Origin of the sequence: Catenulispora pinisilvae (assembly GCF_015356865.1) — a bacterium.
Lineage (GTDB): Bacteria > Actinomycetota > Actinomycetes > Streptomycetales > Catenulisporaceae > Catenulispora > Catenulispora pinisilvae.
In genome coordinates this window covers 12,187-31,701 of the sequence record NZ_JAAFZA010000030.1, presented here as the reverse complement: position 1 = coordinate 31,701, position 19,515 = coordinate 12,187, and the positions used below count along the sequence as shown (strand labels likewise).

Below are 19,515 nucleotides of genomic sequence, written 5' to 3'. Positions count from 1 at the left end.
ACCCATGCGGGCCGCGGCAGAATTCCGACACATGATCACATGCCGCGGCAAGTAATACCCGGGTCTTGACACGGTCCCGACGTGAGAGCATATTCACCTCACTGAATCGGTTTATCTACCGAGCGCTTACCTGTCACCCTCATCCAGTAAGGGAGATCCAACGACAATGCGCGGTTCCAGATCGAGGTGGAGGATTCTGCTCGCCGGCGGGCTGACGCTGGCGTTCGCCGGTGTGGCGGGCGTCGCGCAGGCGGCCCCGGCGACCTCGGCGCACGGCCAGTCGCGGGCCGCGGCGTCGGCCAAGGCCTCGGCCAAGGCCTCGGCCAAGGCCTCGGCCAAGGGGTCGGCCAAGGCGGCCACGAAGAGCGGCCCGGTCTCCGTGGCGTACGTGGAGGTCAACAACAACAGCATGTTGAACGTGGGCAAGTACACGCTCGCCAACGGCGGGGCCAACGTCTTCGACATCGCCGTCATCTTCGCCGCCAACATCAACTACGACGGCACCAACGCCCAGCTGTACTTCAACCCGCAGGTGCAGAGCGTCCTGGACAACGCCGCGACCCAGATCCGGCCGTTGCAGGCGCAGGGCATCAAGGTCGAGCTGTCGATCCTGGGCAACCACCAGGGTGCCGGCTTCGCCAACTTCCCGTCCCAGTCGGCCGCCGCGGCGTTCGCCCAGCGGCTGTCCAACGCCGTCACCCAGTACGGCCTGGACGGCATCGACTTCGACGACGAGTACGCCGACTACGGCACCAACGGCACCGGCCAGCCCAACGCCAGCTCCTTCGTGTACCTGGTGCAGGCGCTGCGCAACGACATGCCGGACAAGCTGATCACGATGTACGACATCGGCCCGTCGGCCTCCAGCCTGACCTACAACGGCACCGACGTCGGCCCGCTGTTCAACTACGCGTGGAACCCGTACTACGACTCCTGGAACGTGCCGAGCATCAACCTGCCGAACAGCCAGCTCTCGCCGGCCGCGATCGACGTCACCTCGACCCCGTCCAGCGACGCGGCCAGCCTGGCGCAGCAGACGGTGGACGGCGGCTACGGCGTCTTCATGACGTACAACCTGGGCGCCTCGGACATCCACGACTACATATCGAGCTTCACCAACGTGCTCTACGGCAGTAACGCCGTATACAGCGGCTAGTACAGCGGCTAAGAGCCAATCGAAAGCCGCGGTGCGGGCTCCCTCCTGAGCGGGGAGCCCGCACCGCGGCTTTCTCAGGACACGTACTTCCTCAGGACGCGTCCACGTTCTGCGGCAGCATCTTCCGCAACTCGGCCAGATCCATGGCCGGTCCGCTCAACGGCCGCTGCGCCGGGCCCGCCGTCAGGCCGGCGATGAGCAGATCGGCGTGCCGGTGTGCCAGGACCTGTTGAGCGTCCTGGCTGAACGGCCCCGGCAGCTTCTGCGAGCACCGCACCAGCACCAGCCCGACGTCGGCGAACGCCGTGTCCGCCCGCAGCCGACCGGTCCGCTGCGCCGTCTCCAGCAGCTCCTCGACGAGCCGCGCGGACGTGGTCCGCGCCTGCCTGATCCGCGGCTCGTCCAGATCGATCGCCCCCAGCAGCGCCGGGATCACCGCCGAGGTGCGCAGATCGATGACCGCGTGGATGTACGCGGCCAGCGCCTCCAGCGGATCGGCGTGCTCCCGGCGCGCTCGTTCGGCGGCCGCGACGGTCGAGGTCAGCGCGTGCAGCACCACCGTGTGCATCAGGGTATTGCGATCGACGAAGTGCCGGTAGAGCGTGGCGATGCCCACGTCGGACCGGCGGGCGATCTCCTCCAGCGACGCGTCCGGGCCGCGTTCCACGAACACGTCCCGGGCCGCGTCCAGCAGCCGCTCTCGATTGCGGCGTGCGTCGGCGCGCATGTGGACCCCTTCCGCCTTGGTCACCACCCTACCAGTAGACGGAGGGAAACCCTTCGCTTAGTATCGGAGGGAACCCCTTCGTTTATGGGAGGTGTGGGGGATGACCGACATGACGGCGCCGCAGGCGGCGCCCGTACGCCTGGACCGGGGCCGGCTGATCCTCGTGGTCGTCGCGTCCGCGCAGCTCATGACCGCCCTGGACGCCACGATCGTGAACATCGCGCTGCCCTCGGCCCAGCATGCGCTGGGCTTCGGCGACGCCCAGCGGCAGTGGGTGGTCACCGCCTACACGGTGTGCTTCGCCGGCCTGCTGCTGTTCGGCGGCCGGGTCGCCGACCTGTTCGGCCGGCGCCGGAGCTTCCAGCTCGGGCTCGCCGGATTCGGGCTGTCCTCGCTGCTGGCCGGGCTGGCTCCGACGCTGCCGGTGCTCGCCGCCGGCCGGGCCTTGCAGGGCGCGTTCGCCGCACTGATCACGCCGAGCGTGCTGTCCCTGCTGGCGGTGACGTTCACCGGGCCGCGCGAGCGGGCTCGGGCGTTCGCCGTCTACGGCGCCGTGGCCAGCAGCGGCGCGGCGGCCGGACTGCTGTTGGGCGGCGTCATCACCGAGTACCTGGGATGGCGCTGGTGCCTGTTCGTCAACGTCGTGCTGGCTGGCGTCGTGCTCATGGCGGGCCGGGCGGTGCTGCCGGACCAGCCGGCTTCCACGCGGGGCGGACTGCACCCGGGCTCGGCCGTGCTGGCCACCGGCGGGCTCGCGGCCGTGGTGCTGGGCTGCGGCCAGGCGGCCCGGGACGGCTGGTCGTCGCCGTTCGTTCTCAGTGCCCTGATCGGCGGCGTCCTGCTGCTCGGGATCTTCGCCTGGAGGCAGAGGCAAGCGCCGGATCCCATGCTGCCGCTGCGGATCCTCGCCGACCGCCACCGCGTCGGCGCCTGCCTCGCGGTCGGCACCGCGGTCATCGGGGCGTTCGGGATGTTCCTGATGCTGACGTACCACCTGCAAGAAGTGCTGCACTACTCACCGGCGCGCGCCGGGGCCGCCGTGCTGCCGATGGCGCTGGCCAACGCGGTCAGCGGCTACCAGCTGGGGAACCGGCTGACGCTGCGCGTCGCCCCCCGGTACCTGATCGCCGGCGGATTGCTGGTGGCCGCCGCCGGGCTGTTCCTGATGACCCGGCTGACCCCGGCCAGCGGCTACCTGGTGCCGATCCTGCCGGCCGAGATCCTGGTCGGCACCGGCATGGGGATGCTGTTCCCGCCGGCGTTCCAGCTCGCCATCCGCGGGGTGACGCAACGCGACGCGGGTATAACCTCCGCGGTCGCCAACGCCGCCACCCAGGTCGGCAGTTCGGTCGGTACCGCGGTGCTGAACTCGCTCGCGGTGAGTGCGACGGCCGCGTATCTCCTCTCCCATCCGTCCTCCGCGTCCGGCCACCAGGCGGCGCTGGTGCACGGATACGCCACGGCGACCGGATGGGCCGCCGCGCTGCTGGCGCTCATGGCCGTGGGACTGTTCCTGCTCCTACGAACCGCAACCTCAATCGCAACCGCAACCGCAACCGCAATCGCAACCGCAACCGCAACCAAGGAGATCTGATGACCATCCAGCTGAACCACACCATCGTCCGGGCCCGTGACAGCCACGCTTCGGCCGCGTTCCTCGCCGGCGTCCTCGGCCTGCCGGTGGGGGCGGACGTCGGGCACTTCGTGCCGGTGACCGTCGCCAACGGCGTGACGCTCGACTACATGACCGTCACCGAGCCGCAGCCGCAACCCCAGCACTACGCCTTCCTCATCGACGACGCGGAGTTCGACGCCGCCTTCGCCCGCATCGAGCAGCTGGGCCTGGACTACTACGCCGAGCCCGGCGGCGACGGACGCGGCCAGATCAACCACCGGTGGGGCGGCCGCGGGGTCTACTTCGACGACCCCGACGGCCACGCGATGGAGATCCTCACCCGGGTACCGTGACGTTCGGTTCGCGGACGTCGGTGAGGAACATGTGCCCGGGCGCGTGGGTGATCGCGAACGGCGGCCGGGTGGCCACCAGCGCCGCCTGAAGCGTCACCCCGCAGGCCCAGAACACCGGCACGTCGCCCGGCTCGGCCTCGGCCGGATCGCCGTAGTCGGGCCGGTCCAGGTCCCGGATGCCGAGTGCGTGCGGCGAGCCGATCTGCACCGGGGCGCCGTGCGAGGCCGGCATCAGGGCCGTGATCCGGCCGGCGGTCCCGACGAGTTCGGGCGGCACCGGACGCATCGAGACCACCAGCGGCCCGTGCATCCGCCCCGCCGGGCGGGCCTCGCGGTTCGTCTTGTACATCGCCACGTTGCGGCCCGGATAGCGCCAGGGCAGCCCGGCCTGAGTCAGGGCACTGTCGAACGTGAAGCCGCATCCGGTGAGGAAGCTCACCGAATCCTCGGGCCACACATCGGTGACGTCGGTGGGCTCCTCGACCAGCCGGCCGTCCCGCCACACGCGGTAGCGCGGCAGATCGGTGCGCAGATCGGAGCCCTCGGCCAGCGGCGTGTGCCGGGAGCCGGTGTCGGTGACGTCGAGAAGCGGGCACGCCTCGGGGTTGCGGTGGATGAACAGCAGCACGTCGTAGGCCCAGTCGGCGGGCACGACCAGCAGGTTGGCCTGCCGGAAGCCGGGGGCCAGCCCGGAGGTGGGCTCGCTCACTCCGGTGCGGAACCCGGCCCGGAGCTCTGCTGCTGTTTCGGGCATAACCGCACGGTAAGCCGATCGCGGCGGCTCGACAACACGACGGCTGAACGAGCCGAACCGAGAGTCTGTCTGCGGGACGGCTGCTTGAACCGCCCCGCAGACCGACTTCCGTGGCCGCCTACTCCGGAAAACCGAGCTGCACGTCGTACCGACTGTCCCGGCGCCCGTCCACCTGCACCGCGCTGGCCACCGGCGGATACCCGCTGGCGATCAGCGTGTACTCGCCGGCGTCCAGGTCCGCGAACGCGAACGAGCCCTCCGGATCGCTGTCGGCGGTGGCCACCACGTTCCCGGCCCCGTCCATCAGCATCACCCGGGCGTCGGCCAGCGGGGAGTCCGTGGACCAGGCCCGCACCGTGCCGATCAGCCGTACCGCCGGATGCAGTTCCACCTCGGCGCGCGTGGTGCCGTGGCCGTCGATGGCGATCGCCTGCGCGCCGGGCCGGTGCCCGACCGCGTTCACCGCCAGGGTGAGCGCGCCGACCGGCAGGTCGCGGAAGGTGTGCGTGCCGTCCTCGCCGGTGCGCCGGCTGGTGAGCAGGTTGCCGCCGGTGTCGGTGAGCATCAGGGTGGCGCCGCCGATCCGGCTGCCGTCGGTGGAGCGGACCGTGACCGACAGCCGGCCGCGCTCGGCCAGCAGGATGTCGTGGCTGACGCCGCGGTCCCGGACGGTGATGGTCGAGGCCTCCGGCTCGCGGCCGTCGGTGGCGACGATCAGGACATAGGTTCCGGTGCGCGGGACGCCGAGCTGGTAGCCGCCGTCGGCGTCGCTGCGGGCCCGGCCCACCTGCCGCCCCTGCGGGGATACCGCCGTGATCACGGCCATCGCCATCGGCGCGCCGTCGCGGTCCCGGACCCGGCCGCGGATCAGGACGCCGTCGCCGTTGAACGGTGGGGGAGTGTGGTTCTGGTGTCCGATGGGAGCACGGTCGAACACGCCGTTGGCCCGGTCCGATCTCGGTTCCGGCTCGGCGGCGGGGATGGCATCGTGCAAGGGGAGCACGAACTCCTTCGGTTCGGCGTCGGCGACCGCGTCGGCGGCCGCTTCCTGGAAGACGGATTCGGTGCCGACCGGTGCGGCGGCGGCCGCGGCGACCGGCTGGCCGACCCGGAAGCTGATGAGGGCGAACGAGACCACCGCGGCGGCGAGCAGCAGGCAGGCCGCCCACCAGAACGCGGTGACGTAGCCGTGCACCATCGCCTGGGTCTGCGCGGTGGCGGCCTGCTGCGCCGAGGCGCCGGGGACGGCGTGCTTGGTGGCGTAGGTGCGGGTGGCGCTCAGCGCCATAGTGCTGAGCAGCGCGGTGCCGACCGCGCCGCCGACCTGCTGCGAGGTGTTGACCATCGCCGAGGCGACGCCGGCGTCGCGCGGGCTGACGCCGCCGGTGGCCACGTTCATCGCGGGCATGAACGCGCAGCCCATGCCCAGCCCCAGCGCGATCGTGCCGGGCAGCACCCAGTTCTGGTAGTTGCTGTCCGGGGTGATCCGGGTCAGGGCCAGCATGCCGGCCGAGCCGAGCAGGAAACCCGGCGGCATCAGGTAGCGCGGCCGCACCCGGGTCATCAGCCGGGCGCTGATCTGGGTGGCGCCGATCAGCATGCCGGCGACCATCGGCAGGAACGCCGCGCCGCTGCGCACCGGCGACATCCCGCGCACGATCTGCAAGTAGTAGGTGAGGAACAGGAAGGCGCCGAACATGCCGATGATCGCCAGCGCCAGCGACAGGTACGCGCCGCCCCGGTCCCGGTTCCAGACCACGCGCAGCGGCAGCAGCGGGGACTTGGAGACCGCCTCGACGATGACGAACAGCACCAGCGCGGCCCCCGCGGCGGCCAGCAGGCTGATGGTCACCCGGGCGCTCCAGCCGTCGGACTCGGCCCGGGACAGGCCGTAGACCAGGCTGCCCAGTCCGCCGGTGACCAGGAAGATGCCGAGGAAGTCCAGCCGGCCGTGGTCCCGGTGCCGGTCCGGCTCGCGCACCGTGACCACCGAGCCGGTGAACGCGATGACGGCGATGAAGACATTCACGAACATCGTCCAGCGCCAGCTGAGGTACTGGGTCAGCAGCCCGCCGAGCATCAGCCCGACCGCGGCCCCGCTGCCGGAGATGGAACCCCAGATGCCGAAGGCCTTGGCGCGCTCGGCGGGCTTGGTGAACATCACGGTCACCAGCGACAGTGCGGACGGCGCGAGCATCGCGCCGAAACAGCCCTGGAGCGCGCGGGCGCCGAGCAGCATGCCCAGGTTGGCGGCCGCGCCGCCGAGCGCCGAGGCCAGCGCGAACCCGACCACGCCGACCTGGAACGTCCGCCGGCGCCCGAGCCGGTCGGCCAGCCGGCCGCCGAACAACAGCAGCGCGCCGAACGGCAGCGCGTACGCGGTGACCACCCACTGCCGGTCCGCGTCGGAGAAGCCCAGATCGTGCTGGGCCGAGGGCAGCGCGATGTTCACCACGGTGCCGTCCAGCACCACCATCAGCTGGGCGAGGCCCACGAAGGCCAGCGCCTTCCAGCGGCGCGGGTCCACCTGGGGTGCGGCGGGATTGGTCAAGGACATGGGGGATTACACCTATCGGAACGCAACTACGGAAATAGCGGAGATTCGCGAGAAAGGGGGAAGCCTGCGGAAATTTCGTCAGGGCGATGCGAGTGAAAAGACAGGGCCGCGCACTAGCGGCTTATTCGCGCATTGCGGTGCCGCCTATGTGTGATGCGGGTCTGAAACGCGTACATCCGCACCACCTTCCCCAATACGAAACGACTCCGTACCACAATAGTGCTGGACGCCCGTATTTACGAACTCTGAGATGAACGCCATGTTTACGACTGGATGCGGTGGGCTACACACGTGTGCCCGACACCCCGAGACGTCGGGTACCCGACACCTCGACTTTGGATTCTCGTGGATTCAGTGCCTTGAATCTTGCCTAGCGTCGCGTAGAATCCACAAAATACCAAGCGGCGCCTCGGGGTGCCGGCCAGGGGAGGGCATGGTGTCGACGCAGTCGACTCGAAGGAGTCCACGGGGATCAGGACGGGGCCGAGCGGCCGCGGCGCTCGTTCTCGCCGTGGCGAGCTGTGCCGCCGTGGCGGCGCCCGCGCACTCGGCGCTGCCGCCGGCCAAGGCCGGGAACAGCGGTGGCGCGTCAGTGTCCTGGCTTCCCAAGACACCGGACCAGTGGCCGTTGGCGGTCGATGAGTCGGTCTCGCCGAAGGTGACGCTGACCCGCGGGGTGCAGCAGTACTCTGATCAGCTTCAGACCGTCGGCGGGGCGCAGCGTGCGCAGGTGATGGACGTGAACCTCGCCGACCCCAACGTGCGGTTGGGTGTTGTGGAGTCCCATGACCACCTCACCGACCCGGTCGACGAGGTCCCGTCCTCGATGGCGCACCGGACCGGCGCGGTGGCCGGGGTCAACGGCGACTTCTTCGAGATCTACGGCAGCGGCCGGCCGCTGGGCATGGTCGTCATCGACGGCCGGCTGGTGAAGAGCCCTGATCCGAGCTGGAACGCCGACCTGTGGGTCCGGCACGACGGCACCATCGGCATCGGCACCGAGACCTACACCGGCACCCTGACCGACGGCGCCGCGAGCACCGCGATCACCTCGGTCAACGCCGTGAACTCGTTGTCCGGCAACGCCATCGTGCGCGTCACCCCCGACCTGGGCACCCCCTCGCCGATCCCGGCCTCGACCGTCGTCGCCGGCCATCTGGACGGGACCACGCTGGTCGTGGACTCCGTCACCGCCGGCGTGACCTCGCTGCCGCAGCTGGCCAAGGGCACCGAGGACCTGGTCGGATCCGGTACCCAGGCGCAGTGGCTGTCGCAGAGCGTTCACACCGGCGACCGGGTCGCGGTCAGCGAGAAGATCGGCCCCGACCCCGACGTCGTCCAGGGCCTGTCCGGCGGCGCGATCCTGGTGCGGAACGGCCAGCGCGCCGTGCCGCTCCAGGGCTCCGGCGAGAACAACGTCGACAACCCGGTGACCGCGGTCGGCACCACCAAGGACGGCAAGCACGCCGTCTTCGCCGCGTTCGACGGCCACCAGAGCGAGGACGTCGCGCAGGGCCTGACCCGCCCGCAGATCGCCGGCTGGATGATGCAGCACGGCGCCTACAACGCGATCCTGTTCGACAGCGGCGGCTCCACGCAGATGGTCGGCCGGCTGCCCGGACAGACTCAGGCCTCTGTCTTGAACGTCCCCTCCGACGGCCACGAGCGCCCGGTCGCCAACGGGCTGTTCATCTACAGCACCGAGAAGGCCCCCGCCCCGGCGGTGCGGGCCGTCGTCAACGGCGACAAGCCGCTGACCGTGTTGGCCGGGACCAAGGTTCCGCTGTCCGCCTACGGCCTGGACGCCGCCGACAACCCGGCGCGCGACGGCACGTCGTTGAAGATCTCGCCGCCGAAGACGGCGTCGGTCGACGGCAGCACCCTGACGTTCTCCCGCCCCGGCCACGCGATCCTGCACGCCACCGCCGGGCACGCGCACTCGACCATCCCGGTGACGGTCCTCCCCGGCCTCGGCGATCTGTTGGTTTCCCCGAGTCAGGTCGACCTCGACAGCGGCGCGACCCAGCTCATCACCGCCTCGGCCACCGCGCCGGACGGTAGCCCGGTCGATCTGCCCGCCTCGGCTGTGAAGTGGAGCGTCGACCAGCCGTCGCTGGGTTCGGTCGCCGCCGACGGCACGTTCACCGCCGCGGCCGACGGCTCCGGCATGGTCACCGTGACCGCGAGCGCCGGCGGCCGGACCGCCGCGGTCAGCATCGCGGTCGGCCGTTCGACGACCGGCGTCGATCCGCTCACCGACGCCTCGAAGTGGTCGATCACCGACGCGTACATGAACGTCTACCCGCGCAAGGTGCCCAGCCCCGGCGCGCACAGCACGTCCGACGGCTCGATGACCTTCGACCCGGCGACCAAGGCGCAGCCCGGTGACGCAGGGTCCTTCGACATCCACTACAACTACCCGGACGTCAGCAAGACCTTCGACCTGAGCGTCTACCTGAACGACCCGGACAGCGAGCAGATCCCGCTGTTGAACGGCACCCAGGCGCCGATCGGGATCGGGGTGTGGGTCAAGGGCAACCTCGATCTGGCCTCGCGTCCCGGGGCCGGGCTGGCGCCGGGCATCGTCACGCTCAACGTCGGCATCTGGCAGTCCACGGCCCAGCCGACCAGTTTCTACCCGACCGGCGTCACCTTCGACGGCTGGCAGTACGTGGTGGCGCAGCTGCCGCCGGGATTGCAGTACCCGCTGCGGATCAACTACCTGGGCCTGGTCGTCATCAAGCCCGGCCCGAACCTGAGCGGCGACGTCCACCTGGCCGATCTGCAGGCGGTGTACTCGCCGCGGCCGCCGGTCCCGCCGACCTACACGGCGATCCCGAAGAACCCGTCGTGGCTGTCGTTCACCGACGTCAACTCCTTCAAGCCCGGCGGCTCGACCATCGCGGCGTTCGACGACGCGCACACCACCGCGGCCAGCCCGACCAACACCGGCACCGTGGCGATGAAGGCGATGCCGGGGCTGCTGGCGAACCTGCCGGCCGCCGCGAAGCCGTCGATGGTGCAGGCGCTCGGCGACATGGCCGACGACGGCCAGCTGCCGGACCTGACGAATCTCAAGACCCTGTTCGACGGCCTCGGGGTGCCCTACCACGACGCGGTCGGCAACCACGAGATCACGCAGGGCGCGACGCCGGAGAACGGCAACTTCGCCAGCGTCTTCGGCGCCACGCACTACGCCTACGACCAGGGCGCGGCGCGGGTCATCGTCACCGACAGCGGCCACATCGGGATCACGGCATCGGATCCCTATCAGAACGTGGACACCGACGAGTCGCAGTATCTGTGGCTGGCGCAGCAGCTGACGCAGAACACGCAGAAGGTCGCGATCGTCACCACCCACGTCCCGGCCTACGACCCGCATCCCCGGGACGACAGCCAGTTCTCCGACCGGTTCGAGGCTCAGATGTACGAGCGGCTGGTGCAGAAGTACCAGCAGACGCACCCGGGTGTCCATGTACTGATGCTCTACGGCCACGCCCGCGGCTGGGCCGAGGACGTGCGGCTGCCGGACGGGACGGAGTCTCCGAACGGCATTCCGAACTTCGTGGTCGCCGACCTCGGGGCGACGCCGTACGCGCCGGTGAACCAGGGCGGCTTCTACAACTACGGGCTCTTCAACGTCCTGCCGGACGGCCGGGTGCAGTTCGCGGTGCAGCCGCTGCTGACCTCGGTCGCGGTCACCGCCCCGACGCCCGCGTTGGCGCGCGGTGCGAAGGAGCAGCTGGCCGCCGTGGGCACGTCGCTGACCGGGACCGACGCCCAGGCGTTGCAGGTGCCGATCGCCGATCCGGTGTCGCGGCACTGGGCGTCGTCCGACCCGCGGGTCGCCTCGGTCGACCCGAGCACCGGTGTGGTGACGGCGCACTGCCCGGGCAGCGTGACGGTGTCCGTGACGGCCGGCAGCGTGACCGGATCCGCTTCCATCACTGTGAAGTAGACGATTAGGCGAGGTGGATGATGACGATGGTTCCCAGCCGGAGAGGCTTCCTGGCGGCGTCGGCGGGTGTCACGGCGGCGTTGGCCGGCGGCGGGCTGCTGACCGGCGGTTCGCCGGCTGCGGCGGCCGCCCCGGCTGGGGACCTGAGTCGGCTGCCCGGCTCCAGCTCCGGCGTCGGCGCCGGCGACCCCGACCCCACGCATCCCAAGCGGCAGCTGCGGGGCGTGTGGATCGCCAGCGTGTCCAACATCGACTGGCCGTCGGCGCCGGGCTTGAGTGCGGCACAGCAGCAGACTGAGTTGGTCGCGTTGCTGGATGCGGCGGTGCGGATGCGGATGAACGCCGTGTATTTGCAGATCCGGCCCGCCGCGGACGCGCTCTATGACTCGCCCTACGAGCCGTGGTCGCAGTACCTGACCGGGACGCAGGGACAGGATCCCGGCTACGACCCGCTGGCCTTCGCCGTGGCCGAGGCACACAAGCGGAACCTGGAACTGCACGCGTGGATGAACCCCTATCGCGTGTCCACCCAACCGGATCCGAACCAGTTGGTACCCACGCACCCGGCGCGAGTTCATCCGGACTGGTGCGTGGAGTACGGCGGTGAGCTCTACTACAACCCCGGGGTCCCGGCGGTCCTGGATTTCGACGTACAGGTGATCACCGACGTCGCGAGCCGCTACGACATCGACGGCATCCACTTCGACGACTACTTCTATCCCTACCCGGTCGGCACGGCGGACTTCCCGGACGACGCGACGTACGCCACCTACGGCGCGGGCTTCCCCGACAAGGCGACCTGGCGCCGGGCCAACGTCGACAAGCTCGTCAGCACTCTGCAACGCGAGCTGCGCGCGGTGAAGCCGTGGATGAAGTGGGGGATCAGCCCCTTCGGCATCTGGCGCAACCAGGCCACCGACCCCCTGGGCTCGGCGACCAACGGCCTTCAGTCCTACGACGCCCTGTCCGCCGACACCCGCGGCTGGGTCCAGAAGGGCTGGCTGGACTACGTCGCCCCGCAGCTGTACTGGAACATCGGCTTCCCGCCGGCCGCCTACGACGTCCTGGTCGACTGGTGGTCCAAGACCGTGGACGGCACCGGCACCCAGCTCCTGATCGGCCAGACCATCTCCAAGATCGGCATCTCCAGCCCGCCAGCCTGGCTGGACCCGAACGAGATGCCGAACCACCTGATCCTCAACCGTAAGTACCCTGAGGTGGCCGGTGACATCTACTTCAACATCACCAAACTCCTCACCGACCCCCTCGGCTTCGAGACCCGCCTCATCACCGACCTCTACGAATACCCGGCCCTCGTCCCCGAAATGCCGCGCCACTGCGGCCCCGCCCCCGATCGCACGGCCCTGACCGAAGCCCGACCGAGCGCTGCCGGGACCCGACTCCAGTGGCTGAACCTCCGTCGCCGGCACGGCGTCGAGGCCGCGTACTACGCCGTCTACCGCTTCGACGGCCACCCGCCGCAGAGCGCGTGCGACTTCGCGGACGCCAAGAACCTGCTGGGCACGGTCCGCGCGGTATCAGGGCTGTTCAACGGCTGGACCGACGCGAGCGCGGTGGCGGGGAATCAGTACACGTATCACGTGACGGCCCTGGACCGGCTGCATCATGAGAGCGAGACGAGCAACCCGCAGGTGGTTGGGTAGCGCGATGCCGAGTTGGTGTCGCCGATTCGGGTTCTCCGGTCTAGTGCGGTGACTGGTTTGGTTTGGCGGGTTGGTGGTGTGGTCTGTGGTCGCCGGCCGGACGCGAGTGGGGTACGAAAGCCGGCGGTTGCGTGCGGGGTTTAAGGGCGTTGCGGAAGAACCGCCAGTTTTCGGTCGCCGGCTTTGTGGGGTCGGTGGCGGTCATGTGGCAGGGCGACCGAAAACTGGCCGTTCTTCACGCAACATGTGTGGCCGGCCCAGTCGTGGCCGGGTAGGCGTGAAGGCTGCGGTTGGGGATGCCTGCTTTAGCCGGTCCCTGCCCGCCGCTGTGACGGTTGAGGAACTGCGCTGGGGTGGGGCCAAGACCCGTGTCCGGTTGTCGGCGGCATGGCCGGGCGCGTGCCCGGGCGGTCCGTTCTTGCAAAGGTGAGCACACATGTTGTGAAGAAACCGGCGGGTTTCGGCCCCCTACACGGCTACCGCAGCCTGCGTCGGAAACAGTTGGCCGAAACCTGCCGATTTCTTCACAACGCCTTTAAACCCCGTACGTGACCGCCGGCTTTCGTACCCCACTCACGCCCAGCCGGTGACCAAAGCCCCGCACGTGACCGCCGGCTTTCGTACCCCACCCACCTCCAGCCGGTGACCACACCACCAACCCGGCGAACCAACCCGGTCACCGCACTAGCCTCGCCGAGTCCGTGCCGCGCCGGTCGCTCAGGTCGCCGGCGGGACGAAGATCGCGCCGCGGTAGTAGCGCAGTTCGGCGATGGAGTCGCGGATGTCGCCCAGTGCGCGGTGATTGCCGGTCCTTCGCGGGGTTCTGGCGTATGCCTTCGGATACCAGCGGCGGGCCAGCTCGCCGATCGAGGTGACATCCACGATGCGGTAGTGCAGGTACTGTTCGAGCTCGGGCATGTCCCGGGCCAGGAAGCGCCGGTCGAAGCCGACCGAGTTCCCGGCCAGCTGCGCCGTTCTGGCCTCCGGCACGTGCTCGCGCACGTAGGCCAGGACCCGCTCCTGCGCCTCGGCCATCGGGATCCCGTTCGGCAACTCCTCCAGCAGGCCCGAGGTGGTGTGCATCCTGCGCACCACCTCGTCCATCCCCGCCAACAGGCCCGGCAGCTGCTCGGCCGGCGGCGCGATCACCACCTCGACCCCGCTGCCGAGGACGTTCAGCTCGCTGTCCGTGACCAGGACGGCCACCTCGATCAAGGCCTCCTTGTCCAGGTCGAGCCCGGTCATCTCGCAGTCGATCCACACCAGCCTGTCGCTCATGGCCGCACCCTATTGCAGCGCGGCATCAGTGCCCCAGGGCATTTGGTGCGACAATGAGCACGTGATCGAGGTCTCGCCCGAGCAGTTCGAGGAACTGGTCGGCGAAGGGCTGGACTCCATCCCGGAGACGCTGGGACGGCAGATCCGGAACGTCGCGGTGGTCGTCGAGGCCGAGGCTCCGTATCCGGGGCTGCTGGGTCTGTATCAGGGCATTCCGTTGACCGGGCGCGGGGAGTGGTACTCCGGCGTGCTGCCGGACCGGATCACCATCTACCGCAACGAGATCCTGAAGATCTGCCACAGCTACGAGGACGTCGTGCGTGAGGTGCGGGCCACCGTCATCCACGAGGTGGGGCATCACTTCGGGATCGATGACGAGCGGCTGCACGAACTCGGTTGGTGAGGCGGTCGGCGGGAGCGCCCCACACTCCCGTTGACCACGTTGGGTCGTTGGTCGTCGCTCAGCCGCGCGCCGCGTACGTCCAGAACGCCTTCTGCAACGGCGTCGCCGCCGGATCCGGCATAGCGGTCGTGGACAGCAGGATCGAGACGGTGTTGGTAGCCGGGATGACGTGCGCCGTCATACCGGTGCCGCCGGTCCAGCCGTAGCGGCCGACGACGTTCCACGGTTCGGTCTCGGCGACGTCCACCGCGCCGCCCGAACCCCAGCCCTGGCCGTCCAGGAACCGGGTCGCGGCCGCGCGCTGCTCGGCGGTGAGGTGGTTGGAGAGGATCATCTGGAGCGACTGCGGGGACAGCCGGTTCGACCCGCCGGGCAGCAGCGTGCGGGCGAAGGCGAGGTAGTCGTCGATCGTGCCGACCAGGCCGCCGGCTCCGGACGGGAACGCCGGCACGCTGCTCCACTGCCCGGTCGGCGGATCGGCCAGGGTCATGCCGTCGGGGCCGGGGCGGTAGTAGGCGGTGAAGCGGTCGAGCTGGTCGGGCCGGGCCGCGAAGCTGGTCTCGGTCATGCCCAGCGGGTCGAAGACGCGCTCGGCCATCAGGTCCGGGAGCGTCATCCTGGTGGCGCGCGCCATCAGCACGCCCAGGATGTCGCTGCACGTGTTGTACAGCCAGCGCTCGCCGGGCTGGTAGAGCAGCGGCACCCCGCTGAGGTCCTTCACCCACTCGTCCGGCGCCGGGATCAGCTGGGGTTGTAGGCCGTACTGCTGCCAGCCCCGCACGAACAGCGCGCCGACGGCCGGCCACGTGAAGTCGTCCGGGAAGCCCCAGCCGGCGCGGGACGTGAGTAGGTCCGCGACGGTGATCGGACGGTGAGCCGGGACCAGGTCGTCCAGCGGGCCGTCGGGGGTGCGCACGACCATCGGGCCGGCCAGCTCCGGCAGCCACCGGCTGATCGGGTCGTCCTGGCCGATGAGCCCTTCCTCGATCAGCTGCATGGCCAGCGCGGCGGTGACCGCCTTCGTCAGCGAGGCGATGCGGAACAGGGTGTCGCGGGCGATCGGCCGCGATCCGCCGGGCTCGGTCGGCTCGGTCGCGCCGGCTGTCGCCAGCTCGACGTCGTCGCCGCGCGCGACCAGGGCCACGACCCCGGGTGTCTCGCCGCGGTCGACCGCGGACTGGAGCAGGTGGTGCAGGTCGTTTGCCACGCGAGCCACGGTACGCGCCGCGCCGTCGCGCTGCCCGGCGAAGGAATCAAGCGTGCAAGATTGATTTTTTCTATCCGGGCTGCGAGGCTCGCTGGCAGGACGCAGCAGCGAACGCCCACCGGGAGGCGCCATGGCAGTGCTCGACGACCTGCTCGAAGACCTGGCGGCGGAGAGCGCAGTGCTCGACGCCCTGGTCACGCCGCTGGACCCGGACGCCTGGCGCGCCCCGACCCCGGCGCCGGGCTGGACCATCGGGCACCAGATCGCGCACCTGGCCTGGACCGACCGGGTCGCCGGGCTCGCCGCGCGGGACCCGGCCGAGTTCAACGCGATGCTGACCCGGGCCCTTCAGGACAGTGGCGCCGGGTTCGTCGATCAGGAGGCTGAGCGCGGTGCGCGGCTGGCGTCGGCCGAGCTGCTGGCGGCCTGGCGCGCCGATCGGCACGAGCTGGTGACCGCCCTCGCGGCGGTTCCACCCGGTCAGAAGCTGCCCTGGTTCGGCCCGCCGATGGGCGCCACGACCATGGTCACCGCGCGCCTCATGGAGACCTGGGCACATGGCCAGGACATCGCCGACGCCCTCGGCGTGAAGCGCGAGCCGACCGCGCGCCTGCGCAACGTCGCCCACCTCGGCGTCCGCACCCGAGACTTCGCCTACATTCAACGCGGCCTGCAACCACCGGCCGCCGAGTTCCGCATCGAGCTCACCGCGCCGGACGGCAGCTTGTGGACGTGGGGTCCGCAGGACGCCGCCGAGCGCGTGACCGGCCCGGCGCTCGACTTCTGCCTGCTCGTGGCCCAGCGTCGGCACCGAGACGACCTCGCGGTGCGCGCCGACGGCGCCGCCGCGGACGCGTGGCTGGACATCGCGCAGGTGTTCGCCGGCCCGAGTGGGTCCGGCCGGAGCAAGGGACAGTTCGCATGAGCGGGGTTTCGGACAGGGTTTCGGACTGGGTTTCGCAGAACCAGGACAACCAGGACATCCTCCGGATCGGCAACGCCTCCGGTTTCTACGGCGACCGATTCAGCGCGGTCCGCGAGCTGCTGGAAGGCGGTGAGCTGGACGTCCTCACCGGGGACTACCTCGCCGAGCTGACCATGCTGATCCTCGGCCGCGACCGGATGAAGAACCCTGACGCCGGGTACGCCAAGACCTTCCTGCGGCAGATGGAGGACGCGCTCGGGCTGGCCCTGGAACGCGGTGTCAAGATCGTGACGAACGCCGGCGGGCTGAATCCGGCGGGGTTGGCCGACAGGCTGCGGGAGGTGGCCGCGAAGCTGGGCCTGGCGGCGAAGGTCGCCCACGTCGAGGGCGACAACCTGCTGGCCCGCTCATCAGAGCTCGGATTCGCCGGGGCGCTGACGGCCAACGCCTACCTCGGCGGCTTCGGCATCGCGCGCTGCCTGCAAGCCGGCGCGGACGTCGTGGTCACCGGCCGCGTCACCGACGCCTCGCTGGTCCTCGGCCCGGCCGTGGCGCACTTCGGCTGGCAGCACACCGATCACGACCGGCTGGCCGGGGCCGTGGCGGCCGGTCACGTCATCGAATGCGGCGCGCAGGCCACCGGCGGCAACTACGCCTTCTTCACCGAGATCGCCGACCTGCGCCGCCCCGGCTTCCCGATCGCCGAGGTGCGCGCCGACGGGTCCAGCGTCATCACCAAGCACCCGGGGACCGGCGGCGCCGTCAGCGTGGGGACGGTCACCGCGCAGCTGTTGTACGAGATCACCGGCCACCGGTATGCGAACCCTGATGTCACCACGCGGCTGGACACCGTGACGCTGACGCAGGAGGGTCCGGACCGGGTCCGGATCACCGGGGTCGTCGGCGAAGCACCGCCGCCTCAGCTCAAGGTGGCGTTGAACCGGCTCGGCGGGTTCCGTAACCAGGTCGATTTCGTTCTGACCGGCCTGGCGATCGAAGCCAAGGCGGACCTGGCGAAACAGCAGCTGCTCGCCGGGCTGACGAGCGCGCCGGAGTCGGTCCAGTGGACCCTGGTGCGTACCGACCGGCCCGACGCCGACACCGAGGAGACCGCCAGCGCCTTGCTGCGCTGCGTCGTCCGGGATCAGAACGCGGATACGATCGGGCGCGCCTTCAGCGGTGCGGCGGTGGAACTCGCGCTGTCCGGCTACCCCGGCTTCAACCTGACGACACCTCCCGGCGCGGCTTCGCCCTACGGCGTCTACACCGCCGCTTACGTCGACGCGGCCGAAGTGCCGCACGTCGCGGTGCTGCCCGACGGCGAGCGTGTCGATATCGCGCACCCGGCCCTCACGCTAGAGCTAAAGCCAGCGCCGAATCCTGTTCTCCCACAAGCACTTCCCACTGAGCAGACCCATCTCGCCCCGCTCGGCCTGGTCTTCGGGGCGCGCAGCGGCGACAAGGGCGGCGACGCGAACGTCGGGGTCTGGGCCCGCGGTGATGAGGCCTGGCGCTGGCTAGCCCACGAACTGACTGTCGAACGCTTTAAGGCTCTGCTTCCCGAGACAGCCGAGCTGGCGGTCACCCGCCACGTCTTCCCGAACCTGCGTGCCGTGAACTTCGTCGTCGAGGGCATCCTCGGCGCCGGGGTGGCGGCCCAGGCCCGGTTCGATCCGCAGGCCAAGGGCCTCGGCGAATGGCTGCGGTCCCGTGCCGCCGAGCTTCCCGTTTCCGTGCTGAAGGGAGCTGAGCGGTGAATCGCCTGTCCAGCCCCGCTTGGTCGACCGAGGAACGCAGAGCCCTGCGGGACACCGTCCGCAGGTTCACCGAGCAGGAGGTGCTGCCGAATCTCGACGCGTGGGAGCGGGCCGGCGAACTGCCGCGTGAGCTGTCCGAGAAGGCCGGTGCGCTGGGCCTGCTCGGCGTCGCCCATCCGGTCGGAGCCGGTGGCGGGGGCGGCGATCTGATCGACGCCATCACGGTCAACGAGGAGATGCACTACGCCGGCGGCTCCGGCGGCTTGTTCGCATCCTTGTTCACCTGCGGCATAGCCACGCCGCACCTGGTGGCCGCCGACGATCCCGCGCAGATCGAACGCTGGGTCAAGCCGACGCTGGCCGGGGCGAAGATCGGGGCGCTCGCCGTCACCGAGCCCGGCGGCGGCAGCGATGTGGCGCGTATCCAGACCACGGCGCGGCGCGACGGTGACCACTACGTGGTGAACGGGGCCAAGACCTTCATCACCTCCGGCGTGCGCGCCGACTTCGTGGTGACGACGGTGCGCACCGGCGGTCCGGGCGCCGACGGGATCTCATTGTTGGTGATCGAGAAGGGCACGCCGGGCTTCACCGTCAGTCGACGGCTGGAGAAGCTGGGATGGCTGTGCTCTGATACCGCCGAGCTGGCGTTCCAGGACGCCCGGGTGCCGGTCGAGAACCTGGTCGGTGCCGAGAACAGCGGCTTCTACCAGCTGGCCGAGCACTTCCTGGCCGAGCGGGTGGCGTTGGCGGCGCAGGCGTACTCGCACGCTCAGCGTTGCCTGGACCTGGCGGTGGAGTGGACCCGGAACCGGGAGACGTTCGGCAAGCCTCTCATCGACCGGCAGCTGGTCCAGAACACGCTGACGGAGATGGCGCGGAAGATCGACGTGTCGCGTACCTACACCCATGCGCTGATCGACCGGTCGGTCGCGGGGGAGGAGGACCTGATCGCCGAGGTCTGCTTTGCCAAGAACACGGCGGTCGAGACCGCCGAATGGGCTGCCACGCAAGCACTTCAGCTGTTCGGCGGCCTGGGGTACATGCGGGAATCAGAGGTCGAACGGCACTACCGCGACGTCCGGATCCTGGGCATCGGCGGCGGTGCGACCGAGGTGATGACCGGCTTGGCGGCCCGCGTGCTGGGCTTCCGGTCATGAG

Annotated in this window: 14 protein-coding genes and 1 pseudogene; 9 read left to right on the top strand and 6 right to left on the bottom strand. The window is 70.1% G+C overall.

Annotation, left to right across the window (positions count from 1 at the left end):
• Positions 1 to 166 precede the first annotated feature (166 nt).
• Complete coding sequence (locus IZR01_RS11135; RefSeq protein ID WP_228559206.1) at positions 167 to 1,156, top strand: endo-beta-N-acetylglucosaminidase H; 990 nt, start codon at positions 167 to 169, stop codon at positions 1,154 to 1,156.
• Positions 1,157 to 1,247: 91 nt separating this feature from the next.
• On the opposite strand, the gene IZR01_RS11130 is transcribed toward IZR01_RS11135, so the two are convergent.
• Positions 1,248 to 1,883, bottom strand: a complete 636-nt coding sequence (locus IZR01_RS11130; RefSeq protein ID WP_194893152.1) for a TetR/AcrR family transcriptional regulator — start codon at positions 1,881 to 1,883, stop codon at positions 1,248 to 1,250.
• Positions 1,884 to 1,983: 100 nt separating this feature from the next.
• On the opposite strand from IZR01_RS11130, the gene IZR01_RS11125 reads away from it, so the two are divergent.
• Together IZR01_RS11125 and IZR01_RS11120 are read left to right on the top strand one after the other, a co-directional pair.
• Positions 1,984 to 3,477, top strand: coding sequence for an MFS transporter (locus tag IZR01_RS11125; RefSeq protein WP_194923763.1), 1,494 nt, complete (start codon positions 1,984 to 1,986; stop codon positions 3,475 to 3,477).
• On the top strand, positions 3,477 to 3,851 hold the full coding sequence (locus tag IZR01_RS11120) for a VOC family protein (RefSeq protein WP_194893151.1): 375 nt from the start codon (positions 3,477 to 3,479) through the stop codon (positions 3,849 to 3,851). Before IZR01_RS11125 ends, IZR01_RS11120 begins: the two co-directional genes overlap by 1 nt.
• Here IZR01_RS11120 and IZR01_RS11115 read toward each other — a convergent pair.
• The 3 genes and pseudogenes from IZR01_RS11115 to IZR01_RS54165 all read right to left on the bottom strand — a co-directional run.
• Positions 3,835 to 4,605: a putative hydro-lyase gene (locus IZR01_RS11115; protein ID WP_194893150.1), complete on the bottom strand. Its 771-nt coding sequence runs from the start codon at positions 4,603 to 4,605 to the stop codon at positions 3,835 to 3,837. The two genes, IZR01_RS11120 and IZR01_RS11115, sit on opposite strands and share 17 nt — an antisense overlap.
• 118 nt (positions 4,606 to 4,723) lie before the next feature.
• Entirely contained in the window at positions 4,724 to 5,542 is an 819-nt protein-coding gene (locus IZR01_RS54170; RefSeq protein WP_369125362.1) for an MSCRAMM family protein, read from the bottom strand.
• 111 nt (positions 5,543 to 5,653) lie between these two features.
• Positions 5,654 to 7,162: pseudogene (locus IZR01_RS54165) on the bottom strand (MFS transporter); the annotation flags it as partial.
• 511 nt (positions 7,163 to 7,673) lie between these two features.
• On the opposite strand from IZR01_RS54165, the gene IZR01_RS11105 reads away from it, so the two are divergent.
• The gene (locus tag IZR01_RS11105) at positions 7,674 to 11,120 is read left to right on the top strand and encodes a phosphodiester glycosidase family protein (RefSeq protein WP_323746979.1); all 3,447 of its coding nucleotides are present in this window, start codon (positions 7,674 to 7,676) and stop codon (positions 11,118 to 11,120) included.
• 20 nt (positions 11,121 to 11,140) lie between these two features.
• Positions 11,141 to 12,784, top strand: a complete 1,644-nt coding sequence (locus tag IZR01_RS11100; protein WP_194923783.1) for a glycoside hydrolase family 10-like protein — start codon at positions 11,141 to 11,143, stop codon at positions 12,782 to 12,784.
• 717 nt (positions 12,785 to 13,501) lie between these two features.
• On the opposite strand, the gene orn is transcribed toward IZR01_RS11100, so the two are convergent.
• On the bottom strand, positions 13,502 to 14,062 hold the full coding sequence (gene orn, locus IZR01_RS11095) for an oligoribonuclease (RefSeq protein WP_194893146.1): 561 nt from the start codon (positions 14,060 to 14,062) through the stop codon (positions 13,502 to 13,504).
• 61 nt (positions 14,063 to 14,123) lie between these two features.
• Between orn and IZR01_RS11090 the strand changes: the two genes are divergently transcribed.
• Positions 14,124 to 14,465 carry a metallopeptidase family protein gene (locus tag IZR01_RS11090; RefSeq protein ID WP_194893145.1) on the top strand — a complete coding sequence of 114 codons (342 nt, stop codon included), beginning with the start codon at positions 14,124 to 14,126 and terminating at the stop codon, positions 14,463 to 14,465.
• A gap of 58 nt (positions 14,466 to 14,523) precedes the next feature.
• Here the strand turns inward: IZR01_RS11090 and IZR01_RS11085 are convergent, their stop codons facing one another.
• Positions 14,524 to 15,672, bottom strand: a complete 1,149-nt coding sequence (locus IZR01_RS11085; protein WP_323746978.1) for a serine hydrolase domain-containing protein — start codon at positions 15,670 to 15,672, stop codon at positions 14,524 to 14,526.
• Positions 15,673 to 15,802: 130 nt separating this feature from the next.
• On the opposite strand from IZR01_RS11085, the gene IZR01_RS11080 reads away from it, so the two are divergent.
• Genes IZR01_RS11080 through IZR01_RS11070 form a run of 3 tightly spaced genes read left to right on the top strand, consistent with a single transcriptional unit; the run spans position 15,803 to position 19,514 of the window.
• The gene (locus tag IZR01_RS11080) at positions 15,803 to 16,597 is read left to right on the top strand and encodes a TIGR03084 family metal-binding protein (protein WP_194923760.1); all 795 of its coding nucleotides are present in this window, start codon (positions 15,803 to 15,805) and stop codon (positions 16,595 to 16,597) included.
• Positions 16,594 to 18,354, top strand: coding sequence for an acyclic terpene utilization AtuA family protein (locus IZR01_RS11075; RefSeq protein ID WP_194923759.1), 1,761 nt, complete (start codon positions 16,594 to 16,596; stop codon positions 18,352 to 18,354). The genes IZR01_RS11080 and IZR01_RS11075 overlap by 4 nt, the downstream gene beginning before the upstream one ends.
• Positions 18,351 to 19,514, top strand: a complete 1,164-nt coding sequence (locus tag IZR01_RS11070; RefSeq protein ID WP_323746977.1) for an acyl-CoA dehydrogenase family protein — start codon at positions 18,351 to 18,353, stop codon at positions 19,512 to 19,514. Before IZR01_RS11075 ends, IZR01_RS11070 begins: the two co-directional genes overlap by 4 nt.
• Position 19,515: the final 1 nt, after the last annotated feature.